The following is a 13,967-nucleotide window of genomic DNA, read 5'->3' as shown; positions in this document are numbered from 1 at the left end:
CTGTGTACGCCTGGATTTTCCGCCACCTGCCCGGACCGCTCTGGCTCCGGATCTTCATCTCGCTGGTTCTGATCTTCATTGCCCTGGTATTGATGGTCCAGTTCCTGTTTCCCTGGATGTCCCATTTCACCCAATTCACCGACTCGACGATTGGTTCCACAGACCAGCCATGACCACAACCAAGATCCTTGTAGTGGATAACTACGACAGCTTTGTCTACACCCTGGTGGGCTACCTCCAGGAGCTGGGCGCCGAGACCACAGTTGTCCGGAATGACGACGTGACGCTGGCGGAGGCGATTGAGCTTGCCAGCACCCGCGACGGCGTCCTCATCTCCCCGGGTCCGGGTAATCCTGCTGAAGCGGGCATCTGCATCGAGCTGATCAAGTGGTGTGGCGAAAACAGCGTCCCCATGTTCGGCGTATGCCTGGGCCACCAGGCACTGGCCGAGGCCTTCGGCGGCAAGGTGACGCACGCCCCGGAACTCATGCACGGCAAGACGTCCCAGGTGGAGCACATCGGCACCAGCGTTTTCGCCGGGCTCCCCTCCCCCATCACGGCCACCCGCTACCATTCCCTGGCCGCGGTCCGGGAGTCCATTCCTGACGTCCTGGAAGTCACCGCGCAGACCGCATCCGGCGTGGTCATGGGGCTGCAGCACCGGACCGCGCCGCTCTGCGGTGTGCAGTTCCATCCCGAATCGGTCCTTACCGAAGGCGGCTACCAGATGCTCGGCAACTGGCTGGAGTCCCTGGGCATGAAAGGCGCAGCCGCGCGGGCGGCGAAACTGAGCCCCCTCATCCAGCACTAGGCCGGCGCCCTCCACCAACCGAAAACAGGTCCAGGGAGGACGTCAGCCCTTCCTGGTGGGCTTCGGCGTGGGAGTGGGAGTGGGCGTCGGCGTCGCCGTTTCGGTCGGAGCCGGTGGGGGCGGAGCCTTGGCCACAACGATGCCGATGGTCTTTCCCTGGTCGACGGCGGCGTTGGCGGGGTCGCTCTGGTCCGTCACCTTGCCCGGCTCTACCTGGGAATTCTCCGCCTCCATCACCGACGGCACCAGGCCAAGCCCCTTCAGGGCCGCCTCGGCCTCATCACGGGCCAGGCCGCGCAGTTCGGGGACAACCACCTTGCCCGTGGAAACGATGAGTTCCACGCTGGTGCCGACGCCAACGCTTTGCCCGGGCGCCGGATTGGAGGTGATCACTATTCCTGCCGGAACGGTGGCGCTGTTGGCCGTGCTGGTTGACGGCGCGCCCACCAGTCCCACCTGCCGCAGGATATCCCGGGCGGCTGCCTCGGTCTTGCCGGGGATGCTGTCCGGGACCTTAACCGAACTGGGGCCCTCGGAGATGTTGAGGATGACCTCCGCCCCCGGCTCCAGTGACCCGCCCGCCGCGGGATCAGTCCCAATGGCGGTTCCCTTGGGCACTGTGTCATTCACCGCCCGCGCGATCCTGGGGCGCAGGCCGGCGTTGTACAGTGCCTGAAGCGCCGCGGTCTCCGTCATCGACGACACCGAGGGGATTGACACTTTGGGTGCAGCGGGGGCTGGGCGGTTGACCGTTTGGTAGAGCCACAGGCCACCGCCTGCCAGTACCAGCAGGGTGAAGATCACCAGGGTGGCGATCCACGCACGACGGCGGGACTTTTGCCGGGTGGTCCGCTCACGTTCCGGAGGGAAGCCAAGCGGGAGCGGCGCAGCCGACCCGTAATCGTCTGCCCTGTATCCGCCCGGCCTGTACCCGTCCATCTCCTGCTCATCCGCAAGTTCCAGCGGACCTGCTGCTCCGTCGTCATGGAGGGAGGGGGCTGCCAGGCGGCCGGTGGGCGCGTCATCAAGGAAGTTGGTCCCCGATGCGGCGAACGCCTCCGTTGGCGGGGACGCTTCGGGAACGTGGTCGTTGGGATCGGTGGGCGCCTCGGACACAGGCACGGCAGGGACAGGGACCCCGGCCTTTGCCGCCCTCAGGGCGCGCCGGAAGGCTGCGGCATCCTGGAACCTGTCGGCCCGGTTCTTTTGCAGGGCCTTGGCCAGTACGGTGTCCAGGGCCGGTGACACATCCGGATTCAGGCTGCTGGCGGGCTCCGGAATTTCCCGCACGTGCTGGTAAGCCACGGACACCGGGCTGTCCCCGACGAACGGAGGGCGCGAGGTCAGCATTTCGTAGAGCAGGCATGCGGCGGAATAAAGGTCACTGCGGGCGTCGACGGTTTCGCCCCGGGCCTGTTCCGGTGACAGGTACTGCGCTGTTCCCACCACTGCCTGGGTCTGGGTCATAGTGGCGGAGGAATCGGCAATCGCGCGGGCAATGCCGAAGTCCATCACCTTGACGGAATTGCTGCCCGGGCAATACATCACATTGGCGGGCTTGATGTCCCGGTGCACGATTCCGGCCTTGTGGCTGTATTCCAGGGCGCCCAGGACCCCCAGGCAGTACTCGATGGCCTGGTCGATGCTGACCTCATGGGCGCGGATCAGATCGCGCAGGGTCTTTCCCTCGACGTACTCCATCACGATATAGGGCACGCGGACGTCCTCGCCGGTGCCGTCGTGGACCAGGTGTTCACCGGTATCGAAGATGGCCACGATCGAGGGGTGGTTCAGGGCCGCCACCGCCTGTGCCTCACGCTTGAACCGTGCCTGGAACTGCGGGTCGCGGGCCATATCCGGCCTGAGCAGTTTGATGGCAACAGTCCTGCCCAGGCGGGTGTCGGTTCCCCGGTAGACATCCGCCATGCCGCCCCGGCCAATGAGGCTGCCCAGTTCGTAGCGGCCGCTCAGGACACGCCGGTTGTCCACCGGCAGGCTGTCCTCCCGGTGCAACGGTGTGCGTGGTGACTCATTCACTGGTGGTCCCGACGTTTACGGCGTGCAGGTCGCAGGCGTTCCGGGCGTCTGGCCGGCCGCACAGGTTGGCAGGGGCGAGAGGGGCGTGGGGCCCGCCACGGGTGAGGACGTGGTGGGAGCAGGCGTGGGTGCCGCCGTCGTGGGCGCGGGTGATGGAGCGGTCGCGTAGATGACGGTAATCAGCGAACCCTTGGGCACCACGCCGGTCGGATTGAGCTCCAGGACGGTGCCGGGGGCGGCCGTCCGGCTCTCCTGCGGCAGGACCGTCACCTGGAGTCCCAGGTTGGCAAGGGCAGTCTGGACCTGGCGGTAGTCCTTGCCGAGGTAGGCGGCCGGGATCACGTTGACCGTGTCCTGGGTGGGCTCGGAAGTAGGCGTCGGCGTCGGTGTGCTGCGCGTCTGCGTCGGCGTGGCTGACGCAGTGGTCCGCGTGGGCGTTGCCGACGACGGCGGCGCGCTGCTGGTGGTGATGCCGGATGTCGGGTTGCCGGAGGGCGAGAAGAGTCCCATTTGGTTCAGCAGGAAACCCACCAGCGCAAACAGGAGCAGCAGGATCAGGGCGACCAGGGGCCAGGTCCATGGACTGCGTCCCTTGCGCCGGGGCTCATCGGAGGGACCGTCGTCGTACGTTTCCTCCTCCTGGTCCCAGTTCCGCTCGGCAGCCAGCGCATCGGCCCGGGCCAGTGGCCCCTTGGGAACATCCCCGTCGGCGGAAGCGCCCGCGGCGCCCGCAGCCAGCCCGGCCGCGGCGCCCGCCGCGCCGGCACCCAGCACTGGAAGGGCTGATGTGGCAGCCGGAGTGGAGTCATGCTGGGCGCCAATGACTCCGGTGGGGGCAGTGGCAGTGTCAACGGGGGCCGTGATGGGCCCTGTGTCGGCGTCGAAAAGAAGCATGCCGGGAACGGCGGCGCGTGCTGCGCTGATGTCGCCGTTGCGGATGGCCTCCGCAGCCTCGGCCAGCTTGATGGCGTTGGCGGGACGGTCCTTGGGGTCCTTGGCCAGCATTGACATCAGGAGGGCCCGGACCGGGGCCGGCAAGGTCTCCGAAAGAGGCGGCGGAGCGTCGTTCACCTGGGCCAGGGCAATGGCGATCTGCGATTCGCCGGAGAAAGGACGGTGCCCGCTGAGGCACTCGTAGCCGATAACGCCGAGCGAGTAGATGTCCGAGGATCCCGTGGCGGTCTGGCCGGTCGCCTGCTCGGGTGCCAGGTACTGCGCCGTTCCCATGACCTGGCCGGTCTGCGTGAGGGGCACCTGGTCGGCGAGTCGGGCGATGCCGAAGTCCGTGACTTTGACCCGTCCGTCCGGGGTGATCAGGAGGTTGCCGGGCTTGACGTCGCGGTGGACCAGGCCCTGGGCGTGGGCGACGGCCAGGGCGCGGGCGGTCTGCGCAATGATGGACAGCGTGCGGTCCGGCGACAGCACTTGTTCGTGCTCGATGATGCTGCTCAGGGGCTGGCCCGGGACCAGTTCCATGACCAGGTAGGCCGAGCCTTCTTCTTCGCCGTAGTCAAAGACGTTGGCGATCCCCACATGGTTCAGCAGGGCAGTGTGGCGGGCCTCCGCACGGAAGCGCTGGAGGAATCCGGGGTCCCCCGTGTACTCCTCCTTCAGCACCTTGATGGCGACGATGCGGCCCAGGACGAGGTCTTTGGCTTTCCAGACTTCCCCCATGCCGCCGATCGCAATCCGCGTGGTCAGCTGGAATCTGCCGCCGAGGGTGATTCCGGTTGTAGGCCTCACTTATTCAACACCGCCTCAAAAATCTTCTTCGCGTTAGGACTGGTCAGCTGTGCGCCGGTGGTGATGTTCACGCCCTCCATGACGATCGTGACACTCACCTGCGGATTGTTTGCGGGCGCGAAGCCGGTGAACCAGGAGTTATTGGTTCCGTTCCCGAGCTCTGCGGTTCCTGTCTTGCCGGCCACCTGGACGCCGGGGACCGCTGCGCCCTTGGCAATGCCCTCGCTGACTGCGCTTGCCATCCACTCGGTGATCTGGCTGGCGATCTGCGGGGTGGTGGAGGTGCGCAGTTGCTGCGGCTGCGGTTCGTCGATGACACGAAGGTCCGGGGAGCGCAGGGTCTTGATGAGGTTGGGCTGCATCTGCTTGCCGCCGTTGGCGATGGCGGAGGTCATCATGTTGATCTGCAGCGGCGTGGCGCGGACATCCTTCTGTCCGATTGCCGACTGGGCAAGGCCGGGTGCGTCCAGGTTTCCGGGGAAACCATTGCCCAGCGCGTGGCCCAGCTTCAGCTGGCCGCCGACGTCCTCGCCGAAGCCGAACTTCTTGGCCTGGTCGGCGATGGCGTCGCGGCCAAGATCCAGGGCAATGCTGGCGAAGGGGGTATTGCAGGACTGCTGCAGCGCGAAGGCGAAGCTGGCGGTGTCCCTGGTGTAGCAGTTGCCGCCCGCGTAGTTGGGCAGTTTGTACTGGATGCCGTCAAAGGGCATCTCCGCCGGGTTGGGGAGGACACTGTCCTTGTTGTACTTGCCGGAGGCAAGCGCCGCCGCGGTGTCCACGAGCTTGAAGACCGATCCCGGTGCGAGCAGCTCGCCGGTGGGGCCGCTGACGTTCTGGTTCAGGTTGATGCCCGGAACCTTGACCAGCTCGTTCATGCCGGCGCGCTCCGCGGCAGCGTCCTGGGTGGCCACCACGTTGGGGTTGTAGGACGGCTTGGACACCATGGCCAGGATGGCGCCGGTCTTGGGGTTGGTCACCACAATCGAGCCGCGCTGTCCGTCCGGGATCAGGCTGTAGGCAAGCTTCTGGATCTGGGGGTCGATGGTGAGTTCCACGGACGCGCCCTTGGGCTGGTTGCCCAGGAAGAGCTGGCCCACCCGGTCAAGGAAGAGCTGGTCCGAGTTCCCGGCCAGTTCGGCGCCCATGGCCTGTTCCAGGCCGGTGGCGCCATAGTTCTTCGAGAAGTAGCCGGTGATTCCCGCATACAGTTCCGGCTGCGGGTAGGTGCGCTGGAACTTGCAGGTCTCCGAACCGGTTTCCACCGACTCGGCAACGGGGGTGCCCCCAACGATGATGGCGCCGCGGTCGTTGCAGTAGTTCTGCAGGATGGCACGCTGGTTCAGGGGGTTGGTCTTGAGGTCGTCGGCGCCCACCACCTGCACGTAGCTGATGGCCCCGAACAGCAGTGCAAACATGGCCACTGCGGCTACCCATGAATGCCGGATTGCCTGGTTCATGCCTGCTTCACCGCCTCGGTTGGAGTGTCAATGCCTGTTGCCGCTGCCGTCCCGGCCGGCGGCAACGGTGTAGTGTCCACCGGCCCGCGGGCCGCATGCGAGATCATCAGGAGCAGTCCCACAATGATCCAGTTGGCCAGAAGGGACGAACCGCCGGCCGCCAGGAACGGCGTGGTAAGCCCGGTCAGTGGAATGAGCCGGGTGACCCCGCCGATGACCACGAAGCACTGAAGCGCCACCGCGAAGGAAAGGCCGCAGGCGAGCAGCTTTCCGAACGCGTCCCGCGTGCCCAGGGCGGCGCGGAATCCGCGGGTGATCAGCAGCAGGTACAGCAGGACGACGGCGAACAGGCCGATGAGGCCCAGTTCCTCGCCCAGGGAGGCGATGATCATGTCGCTGTTGGCGAACGGGACCAGGTCCGGGCGGCCCTGGCCAAGGCCGGTGCCCACCAGGCCGCCGTTGGCCATGCCGAACAGGCCCTCGATGACCTGCCGGCTGCCGTTCTCGTAGACATCGGGGGAGAAAGCGTTGAGCCAGCCGTAGACGCGCTGCTGGACGTGGGAGAACACCTGGGCGGCCACGAAACCGCCGCCGAGGATCAGCGCCAGTCCAATCACCACCCAGCTGATGCGGCTGGTTGCCACGTAGATCATGACGATGAACAGCCCGAAGAAGAGCAGGGAGGAACCAAGGTCCCGCTGGAAGATCAGGACACCGATGCTGACCAGCCACGCGGTGATCATGGGGCCCATGTCCTTGAACCGGGGAAACTGCAGGGGGCCGATCTTGCGGCCTGCCAGCAGGATGAGGTCACGGTTGGAGGAAAGATACCCGGCGAAGAATATGGCGAGCGTAATCTTGGCTACTTCGCCCGGCTGGAACGTCATGGGGCCAAACCTGATCCACACCCGTGCGCCGAGGATTTCGCCGGCGCTGATTCCCGGGACCAGGGGCAGGATCAGCAGCAGGGCGGACGCAGCCAGGGAAATGAAGGTGAACCGGCGCAGGATGCGGTGGTCCTTCAGGAAGAACACGACGGCGATGGCCACCGCCATGGCGATGAGGGTCCACCGGAGCTGGTTGTTTCCCGTGTCCTCGCCCGGAGCATCCAGGCGGTGGATCATCGCAAGACCCAAGCCGTTAAGGGCGACGACAATCGGAAGTATTACCGGATCAGCATACTTTGCGCGGAAGCGCAGGACACCGTGGAAGGCCAGGGCTGCCGCCGCCAGCAGGCTGGACTGGAACCAGAAGTCGGAATCGAAGGCCTTCTCCTGGTCCACGCCCACCATCATGTTGGCGCCGATGCCAACGGCAAGGGCCAGGAGCAGGAGGGCAAGTTCAACGTTGCGGCGGGGCTTGGGCAAAGTGCTTACCTGGCTCATTTGGCCGCCTCGCAGGTGATAGTCGGAGTGGGGGACGGAGAAGCCGAGGAGGGTGCGGGCGCGGCGGCATCCGGTGCGGGCGGCGGGGCGGCTGCGCTGGCGGGCGGCGCTGCACTTGCCGACGTGCCTGTGCTTGCCGACGGGGCAGGCGCAGTGGCGGAGGCAGATGGCCTGGGGCACTCCTCCTCGGGGGAGGTTGTTCCCGTGAGCTCCAGGTTCTTGACGATCCGCTGCGCGTCATAGAGGTCATTGGCGGGGACGGTCTGGCGGACCCGTTGCTGCGAGAACGGCGGGAGCGAGTCCATGCGGATATCCGTCACAGCCTCAAGGGAGGACAGCTGGATGGGTCCCAACCGTTGGGAGACCCCGTTGTAGATGGCCACCCGGGAATCGAACTCGCCGACGTAGTAGCGGGTCTGGGTCCAGGCGTACCCCAGCCACAGGCCGACGGCAACGACAACCAGCACGGCGGCTGCAACGGACCAGGCCACCCAGCGGCGCGGACGCAGCGTCGGCAAAGTGTCCTCGGGATCGACGGCCGGTTCTGCCTTATGGGTGAGGAGCGTGGCTGCCCGCCGTGCCACGGTACGTCCGGCCACGGTGGGGATGGAGCCCGATTCGGCGGCGGCAGCAGCAGCACCCACCAGTTCATGCGGGCGGGAGGCAAGTTCTTCGCGGAGGACTTCAGCGGAAAGATGTTCGCCCAGGTGGGGGTCTGTACTGCCGGCCTCGGAGGAGCCGGCCTCCGGATCCCTGGTGCCGCCGTCGGCGGTCTTCTTTTCGGGCGCCCGTTCCTGCCCGGCATCGTCAGTGGCGGAACCGGACTTGGCCGGTTCCGTCCCGCCGGCCGGAACAGGGGACGCGGCGGTGGCGCCTTGCCCGCCAGCTGCCGCGGCAGCGGACCTGCCGCCCTGCACCGGCGGAACGATTTCGACGGCGGCCGTGCTGACGTCGTCGGGCGTTTCCTCCACGATGTCCACCATGACCACGGTGACGTTATCCGGCGAACCGGCCTCAAGAGTCAGTTCAACGAGGGTGTCAGCGCATTCGTGCAGGTTGTGGGTTTCCCGGACCGTCCGCTCCACGGCGTGCGCGGCGACGTAGTTCAGCCCGTCGGAGCACAGCAGCCACCGGTCGCCGGGACGGGCGTCCAGGGTGTCCAGATCGAGTTCGGGGCTGGCATCGACGTCGCCCAGGACCCGCATGAGGACATTCTTGTGCGGGTGCGTTTCCGCTTCCTCAGGCCTGAGCCGGCCTTCGTCGATGAGCCGCTGGACGAAGGTGTGGTCCACGCTGACCTGTTTGAATTCGCCGTCGCGGAGCCGGTAGGCCCGGGAGTCGCCGATGTGCGCGAAGTGCAGCTTGCCGTCTGCCAGCAGGAGGGCCGTCACGGTGGTGCCCATGCCGGCCAGCTTGGGGTTGATGTGCACCAGTTCGGAGAGCAGTGAGTTGGCGGTCTGGATTTCGTCGGCCAGGATCGTCCCGGCCTCATCTCCGTGGTCGGGGCTGTCCAGGTGGATCATGTCCAGGACGGTCGCGGCTGAGGCAACGTCACCGCCCGCGTGGCCGCCCATGCCGTCGGCGACGACGGCGAGGTGACGGCCCGCGTAGGCGGAATCGTCATTCTTCGAACGGATCCGGCCGACGTCGGACCGCGCCGCGAAGCGCATGATGAGGGGCCGCTGCGCCGGGCTGGAGCCGGTTGCGGGGTTTTCAGCCTCGGCCACGGTCACGGCCTCAATTCAATGACCGTCTTGCCGATTCTCACGGGGACCCCTGGCTCCACGGGCAGGGCACGGGTCAGTTGCTGGTCTCCCAGGTAGGTTCCGTTGGTGGAGCCAAGGTCTTCGATGAACCAACGGCTGCCCTGCGGGAAGAGCCGGGCGTGGCGGCCGGAAGCGTAGTCGTCTTCCAGCACCAGGGTGGCTTCCTGGGCGCGGCCCAGCAGGATGGGGCTGGCCGCCAGGGGCAGGGTCCTGCCCTTGAGCGGGCCTTCGACCACCACCAGTTGCCGGGCCTGCTGCTTTACGGGCTGCGGGGTCTCGGCAAGTTCCGGGTTCCGGCGGACCTGGCGGGCGGTGGGCACGCCGGATGCGGCCTTCCGGCCCAACATGAGGTCCCGGCGCATGGCGGAGACGATGCTGAAGATGAGTACCCAGAGGAGCAGCAGGAAGCCGAACCGCAGCGCGGTGATGGTCAGGTCGCTCATGCGTGGCCACCCGGGTTGGCAGGAAGCAGGCGGAAGATGATCTTTGTCCGTCCCATCGTGATGGTGGAGCCGTCTGTGAGTTCGATGCTTCCGGAGACCTTCTGCCCGTTGACGTAGCTGCCGTTGGTGGATCCCAGGTCCACGGCGCTGGTGGCGCCGTTGGCCGTTCGGATTTCCAGGTGGCGCCGCGATACGCCTGTGTCATCAATGTGGATGTCCGCCTCGGACGACCTGCCCAGGACGATGGACGGGGCGTTCAGCGAATAACGCTGGCCCTCGATGTCCAGCACAGGCTGCAGCCTCACGGGCGGCCGGCTGGGAGCTGCCGGCACGTTCGGCCGGGGCGGCGTGGCGCCGCCGGAGCCTTGGGACTTTTCGGTGGAGGAGGCAATTTCGAAATCACCGGGGCGGAGTGCCGTTTCGCGGCGGAAGGAGATCCGGACGGGCCCCTGGAGGGTGTAGCCCTGGCTCCGGACGTGGTTGATGACCACGTCGCAGAGTTCTTCGGCCAGCGGCGTGCCCCACTCCTGTGCGCGTCCGAAGTCCTCATCGCTGAGCTGGACGTCGAAGACGTTGGGCACCAGCGTACGTCCGGCCGCAATGGTGATCGCTTTATGGTCCACCTCGCGGCGGAGCCTGCTGGCGATCTCCACAGGTTCGACCTGGGCCTTGGAACCGGTGGAGAAGACACCGCGGACGGCCTTTTCAATGCCACGTTCAACCTTGTCCAGCAGACCCATGGTTCTTCTCCTTTCCCCCCGGTTCCGGGGCAGTAGTTGTTGCTGACCAGCACCTGCAGGGCGGTCCGGCACTGCGCGGCATGCCCGCCGGCAGCGGCCACTCCTGCATCCGATACTACTGGGCACCCCTGCGAATGACCTTAATCCACAACGGCCGGGCGCCGGCAAAAGTTCAGATCCGTGACTGGTCCGGTCCCAACCCGCGCAAACCGGCGGCGGCTCCGGCCCTCCGTCTCCGGCCGGTAAGGCCCTCTGTTATGCCGCCTTTAAGGGCATGTGGAAAGGGTGCCGGCGGCCAATTGGTAATTTGCGGCATCTGTCCGTTATGCTTGATCTCGCTGCTTTTACGAGGCGCGGAAACGGGAAACCGGACCGGCTGGGTGGAAGAAGTTGCGCGCGAGTGGCGGAACGGCAGACGCGCTGGCTTCAGGTGCCAGTGTCCGAAAGGGCGTGGGGGTTCAAATCCCCCCTCGCGCACGCAAATGGTAAGGGCCCCAATCACACGATTGGGGCCCTTACCTATTTAACACCGGGCTGGGTCTGGAAACGTCAGGGGCTTGTTCGCAGATCCGGCCCTCGAGGGCCTGGATCCGCGAACAGGCTTAGGACCCGGCGGTCCTGGCTGCGTCCTCCTGACTGGACGGGCGCGCCGACGCCTTGAACCGGCGTCGTGAGTTTGCCAGGTGGCAGCGCATGGCTGCCGCGGCCGCAGCCTCGTCACCATCTGCGATGGCGTCCCGGATGGACCGGTGCTCCAGCACCACCTGGTCGAAATGGTCCCGGGCGTAGTGTTCGACGCCGGTCATCAGGCGGGTTCGCGGCATGGCGATCATGGTTTGCCCCAGCGCCGCCAGGCAATCTGAGTAATAGGGGTTGCCGGATGCCGCCGCCACAGCGCGGTGGAACTCGAAATCCGACTTCATGGCGTGGGCAGGGTGGCCTGCGCTTTCGGTGAAGGATTCCAGTGCGGCGCTGACGGCCCGCAACTGGCGGTCCGTGCGGTTCCGCGCCGCCAGTGCGGCGGCTTCGGCCTCCACTCCCATCCGGAATGCCAGCAGGTGCAGCCGGTCCTCCGTGGTGGCCACCGGGCGGCCACCCGGCACTGCCGGGGGTACGTCGGTGGGGGGAGTGAGGGCGAAGCTTCCCCGCCCCCGCTCGGTTTCGACAAGCCCTTCGGCCTGGAGCCGGGTGAGGGCGGCACGGACGACCGTGCGGCTGACGCCAAAGTCGTTGATGAGCGTGTTCTCGCTGGGCAGCTTCTCGCCCGGCTGGATCACGCCGTCGACGATGCGGTTGCGAAGGTCAGCGGCAAGGTCCGCGGTGAGGTTCCGGCTCATGGCTCAAGATTACGCGCCGAACTCTACGCGCTCGGTGGTCCAGGCACGGGCCTGATCGCTGAGCGTGATGCCAAGGCCCGGGCGGTCCGGAACGATCATGCGGCCGTCTTTGGTTTCCAGCCGTTCATTGAACAGCGGGTCCAGCCAGTCGAAGTGCTCCACCCAGGGTCCACGGGGGTAGGCCGCCGCGAGGTGGAGGTGGATTTCCATGGCGAAGTGCGGTGCCAGGCCCAGCCCGCGTTCGTCTGCGAGGGCGGCGAGGCGCAGGAACTGGGTGATGCCGCCCACGCGCGGGGCGTCGGGCTGGATGATGTCGCAGCCATTGGCGGTGATCAAGCCCTTGTGCTCGGCCACGGACGCCAGCATCTCGCCGGTGGCAATGGGCGTGTCCAGGACCTGTGCCAGATGGGCATGGCCTTCGAAGTCGTAGGCGTCCAAGGGCTCCTCGATCCAGACCAGGTCGAATTCCTCGAGGCGGCGGCCCATCCGCAAGGCGGTGGCACGGTCCCATTGCTGGTTTGCGTCCACCATGAGCGGCACGTCCCAGCCGATGTGTTCGCGGATCCCTGCCACGCGGCGGAGGTCTTCCTTGCTGTCGGGAAGGCCAACCTTGATTTTGATGCCACCGATGCCTTCCTCGACGGACTGCGTGGCCCGGGCCTTAACTTCGTCCAGGGTGGCATTCAGGAAGCCGCCGGAGGTGTTGTACGTCCGGACGGAGTCGCGGTATGAGCCCAGGAACTTCGCCAGCGGCAGGCCTGCGCGCTTGGCCTTGAGGTCGTACAAAGCAATGTCGACGGCGGCGAGAGCCTGGGTGGCGACGCCGGACCGGCCCACCGAGGCACCTGCCCACAGGAGCTTGGTGTAGATCTTCGCGATGTCGTTGGGGTCCTCGCCGATGAGGCCTTCGGCGACTTCCTTGGCGTGGGCGTACTGCGCCGGGCCGCCCGCGCGCTTGGAGTAGCTGAAGCCGATGCCGGAGTGGCCCAGCTCCGTGGTGATCTCCGCGAACAGGAAGACCACCTCGGTCATGGGCTTCTGCCGCCCGGTGAAGACCTTGGCGTCGCTGATGGGAACGGCGAGGGGAAGGCGGGCGGTGGACAGTTTGACGTGCCGGATCAGATCAACGGTGCTCATAAGTTCTCCTGGAGGCGGGATAGGGCTCCTTCGCCCCACCTGCTTAGGATATAAGTATCAGACTTGTATTACAAGTACATCCGCCGGAGGTGTGGTGCGACACTCCCGGGCCGGAGCAGGAATAGTGGCGGACCGCTGCGCCGTTGTCGCAGGCATGAAGGCAATTACCTACAGCGAATACGGAAGCCCGGACGTCCTTGAATTGACCGAGAGGCCGATGCCGAAGGTGGGGCCGGGGATGGTCCTGGTCAAAGTGAAGGCAGCCTCGGTGAACCCCGTGGACTGGAAGATCATGGCCGGTTACCCGGATGCGGCAATGGACCTGCAGTTTCCCGCGATCCCGGGATGGGACGTGGCGGGGGTCGTCGAGTCGGTGGGGATCGACGCCCGGGCGTTCCAGCCCGGTGACGAGGTCATTGCCTACGGCCGGAAAGACTATGTCCATGGCGGAAGTTTTGCCGAGTACATCGCATTGCCGGAACGGCTGCTGGCCCGCAAGCCCGAGTCTCTGGGATGGAACGAATCGGCGGGGCTTCCGCTGGCCGGACTGACTGCTTACCAGGTCCTGAACCGCCTGGGCCTCGCGTCCGGTGAGACTGTCCTTATCCACGGTGGCGCCGGTGGAGTGGGGTCGCTGGGCATCCAGATTGCGGTGGCACTGGGTGCGAAGGTCATTGCAACGGCCTCCGAAAAGAACCATGAATTCCTTCGCTCCTTGGGGGCCGAGCCGGTTGCCTATGGGGAAGGACTCGTGGAGCGTGTTCGTGCATTGCGTCCCGCCGGCGTGGAGGTCGTTGCCGACTTCGCTGGAGGCAATCTTGAGGCGACGCTGGCCGTACTGGCTGAAGGGGGCAGGCATGCATCCATCGCCGACAGCGAAGTGGAGGAGCACGGCGGCACCTGGATGTGGGTCAGTCCGGTGGGAGCAGACCTGCAGGAGCTCGCCGGGTTGGTGGACCGGAACAACATCAGGGTAGAGGTTGCCAAGGTTCTTCCGTTGGCTCAGTCCGCGGAGGCTTTCCGCCTGAACATGGAGGGCCATACCCGGGGCAAGATCGTGGTGGCCGTGGACGGAGAAGCCTGATTCAGGGCTTTTGCGGCACAGCGGCCA

12 protein-coding genes and 1 tRNA gene are annotated in these 13,967 nt (G+C 66.3%); 4 read left to right on the top strand and 9 right to left on the bottom strand.

Features of this window, described 5'->3' with window-relative positions; genetic code table 11:
* Positions 1-2 precede the first annotated feature (2 nt).
* Positions 3-173, top strand: coding sequence for a hypothetical protein (locus ACV095_RS20640; RefSeq protein ID WP_018769894.1), 171 nt, complete (start codon positions 3-5; stop codon positions 171-173).
* Positions 170-811 (top strand): aminodeoxychorismate/anthranilate synthase component II, encoded by a 642-nt coding sequence (locus ACV095_RS20635; protein ID WP_018769895.1) that lies wholly within the window; start codon positions 170-172, stop codon positions 809-811. The genes ACV095_RS20640 and ACV095_RS20635 overlap by 4 nt, the downstream gene beginning before the upstream one ends.
* Before the next feature lie 42 nt (positions 812-853).
* Here ACV095_RS20635 and pknB read toward each other — a convergent pair whose 3' ends face one another.
* The 7 genes from pknB to ACV095_RS20600 are packed head-to-tail and all read right to left on the bottom strand — an operon-like array spanning position 854 to position 10,382.
* Positions 854-2,848: a Stk1 family PASTA domain-containing Ser/Thr kinase gene (pknB, locus tag ACV095_RS20630; protein ID WP_043425018.1), complete on the bottom strand. Its 1,995-nt coding sequence runs from the start codon at positions 2,846-2,848 to the stop codon at positions 854-856.
* A gap of 15 nt (positions 2,849-2,863) precedes the next feature.
* Complete coding sequence (locus ACV095_RS20625; protein WP_056392312.1) at positions 2,864-4,591, bottom strand: protein kinase domain-containing protein; 1,728 nt, start codon at positions 4,589-4,591, stop codon at positions 2,864-2,866.
* Complete coding sequence (locus tag ACV095_RS20620; protein WP_056392311.1) at positions 4,588-6,048, bottom strand: peptidoglycan D,D-transpeptidase FtsI family protein; 1,461 nt, start codon at positions 6,046-6,048, stop codon at positions 4,588-4,590. The genes ACV095_RS20625 and ACV095_RS20620 overlap by 4 nt, the downstream gene beginning before the upstream one ends.
* A complete protein-coding gene (locus ACV095_RS20615; protein WP_056392309.1) occupies positions 6,045-7,433 on the bottom strand; it encodes an FtsW/RodA/SpoVE family cell cycle protein in 1,389 nt (462 codons plus the stop codon). Before ACV095_RS20615 ends, ACV095_RS20620 begins: the two co-directional genes overlap by 4 nt.
* On the bottom strand, positions 7,430-9,160 hold the full coding sequence (locus tag ACV095_RS20610; protein WP_478223491.1) for a PP2C family protein-serine/threonine phosphatase: 1,731 nt from the start codon (positions 9,158-9,160) through the stop codon (positions 7,430-7,432). The genes ACV095_RS20615 and ACV095_RS20610 overlap by 4 nt, the downstream gene beginning before the upstream one ends.
* A gap of 2 nt (positions 9,161-9,162) precedes the next feature.
* Entirely contained in the window at positions 9,163-9,642 is a 480-nt protein-coding gene (locus ACV095_RS20605) for an FHA domain-containing protein FhaB/FipA (protein ID WP_018769901.1), read from the bottom strand.
* Positions 9,639-10,382: an FhaA domain-containing protein gene (locus ACV095_RS20600; protein WP_018769902.1), complete on the bottom strand. Its 744-nt coding sequence runs from the start codon at positions 10,380-10,382 to the stop codon at positions 9,639-9,641. Before ACV095_RS20600 ends, ACV095_RS20605 begins: the two co-directional genes overlap by 4 nt.
* A gap of 394 nt (positions 10,383-10,776) precedes the next feature.
* On the opposite strand from ACV095_RS20600, the gene ACV095_RS20595 reads away from it, so the two are divergent.
* A tRNA-Leu gene (locus ACV095_RS20595) sits at positions 10,777-10,859 on the top strand.
* A gap of 125 nt (positions 10,860-10,984) precedes the next feature.
* Here the strand turns inward: ACV095_RS20595 and ACV095_RS20590 are convergent.
* Together ACV095_RS20590 and ACV095_RS20585 are read right to left on the bottom strand one after the other, a co-directional pair.
* Positions 10,985-11,719, bottom strand: a complete 735-nt coding sequence (locus ACV095_RS20590) for a FadR/GntR family transcriptional regulator (RefSeq protein WP_018769903.1) — start codon at positions 11,717-11,719, stop codon at positions 10,985-10,987.
* Positions 11,720-11,728: 9 nt separating this feature from the next.
* Positions 11,729-12,856 carry an L-talarate/galactarate dehydratase gene (locus ACV095_RS20585; RefSeq protein WP_478222621.1) on the bottom strand — a complete coding sequence of 376 codons (1,128 nt, stop codon included), beginning with the start codon at positions 12,854-12,856 and terminating at the stop codon, positions 11,729-11,731.
* 154 nt (positions 12,857-13,010) lie between these two features.
* Here ACV095_RS20585 and ACV095_RS20580 point away from each other — a divergent pair, with 154 nt between their 5' ends.
* Entirely contained in the window at positions 13,011-13,940 is a 930-nt protein-coding gene (locus ACV095_RS20580; RefSeq protein ID WP_478222620.1) for an NADP-dependent oxidoreductase, read from the top strand.
* Positions 13,941-13,967 lie beyond the last annotated feature (27 nt).

It is taken from the genome of Arthrobacter sp. JDC6, assembly GCF_056484025.1.
This window is presented reverse-complemented; position numbering and strand designations above follow the sequence as displayed.

Bases quoted from the DNA above. Each gene is read 5' to 3' on its own strand.
- ACV095_RS20635 (WP_018769895.1), top strand. From the start codon at position 170: ATGACCACAACCAAGATCCTTGTAGTGGATAACTACGACAGCTTTGTC.
- ACV095_RS20620 (WP_056392311.1), bottom strand. From the start codon at position 6,048: ATGAACCAGGCAATCCGGCATTCATGGGTAGCCGCAGTGGCCATGTTT.
- ACV095_RS20615 (WP_056392309.1), bottom strand. From the start codon at position 7,433: ATGAGCCAGGTAAGCACTTTGCCCAAGCCCCGCCGCAACGTTGAACTT.
- ACV095_RS20605 (WP_018769901.1), bottom strand. From the start codon at position 9,642: ATGAGCGACCTGACCATCACCGCGCTGCGGTTCGGCTTCCTGCTGCTC.
- ACV095_RS20600 (WP_018769902.1), bottom strand. From the start codon at position 10,382: ATGGGTCTGCTGGACAAGGTTGAACGTGGCATTGAAAAGGCCGTCCGC.
- ACV095_RS20590 (WP_018769903.1), bottom strand. From the start codon at position 11,719: ATGAGCCGGAACCTCACCGCGGACCTTGCCGCTGACCTTCGCAACCGC.
- ACV095_RS20585 (WP_478222621.1), bottom strand. From the start codon at position 12,856: ATGAGCACCGTTGATCTGATCCGGCACGTCAAACTGTCCACCGCCCGC.
- ACV095_RS20580 (WP_478222620.1), top strand. From the start codon at position 13,011: ATGAAGGCAATTACCTACAGCGAATACGGAAGCCCGGACGTCCTTGAA.